The 278-nt window shown below is 65.1% G+C and carries 1 protein-coding gene; it reads right to left on the bottom strand.

The features are described 5' to 3' along the window. Nucleotides 1-278 (bottom strand): hypothetical protein (locus SB717_RS35305; RefSeq protein ID WP_410907575.1); only part of this gene is annotated, 278 nt, incomplete at both ends.

The following is a 278-nucleotide window of genomic DNA, read 5'->3' as shown; positions in this document are numbered from 1 at the left end:
CAGGGAAACGCCCTCGTCAAACGGGGTCGGCAAGCCAGGGGTCACTTCCTGCGCCATGGGGCTGATCGCCCAGACGCGGGCCGTGTCGTCCAATCCGTCAGCGCCCCAGAGGGCCACGTCGCGGCCCGCGGCGTTCGGGCCTTCAGTCTCGACCACAAGGTAGTAATAGCCGGTCTCAGCGTCCTGAATTGCTGCGCCGCGTGCTACCCAGAAGCCGTCGGCGGTGTAACTGTTGATCTTCTGGCTCAGGCTATAGGGCATTACGAACGGGCCGGTGG

This window comes from Priestia sp. SIMBA_032 (genome assembly GCF_046535215.1).
Taxonomy (GTDB): domain Bacteria; phylum Bacillota; class Bacilli; order Bacillales; family Bacillaceae_H; genus Priestia; species Priestia aryabhattai.
The sequence above is the reverse complement of the archived record's forward strand: the minus strand, read 5'-3'. Positions and strand labels throughout refer to the sequence as shown.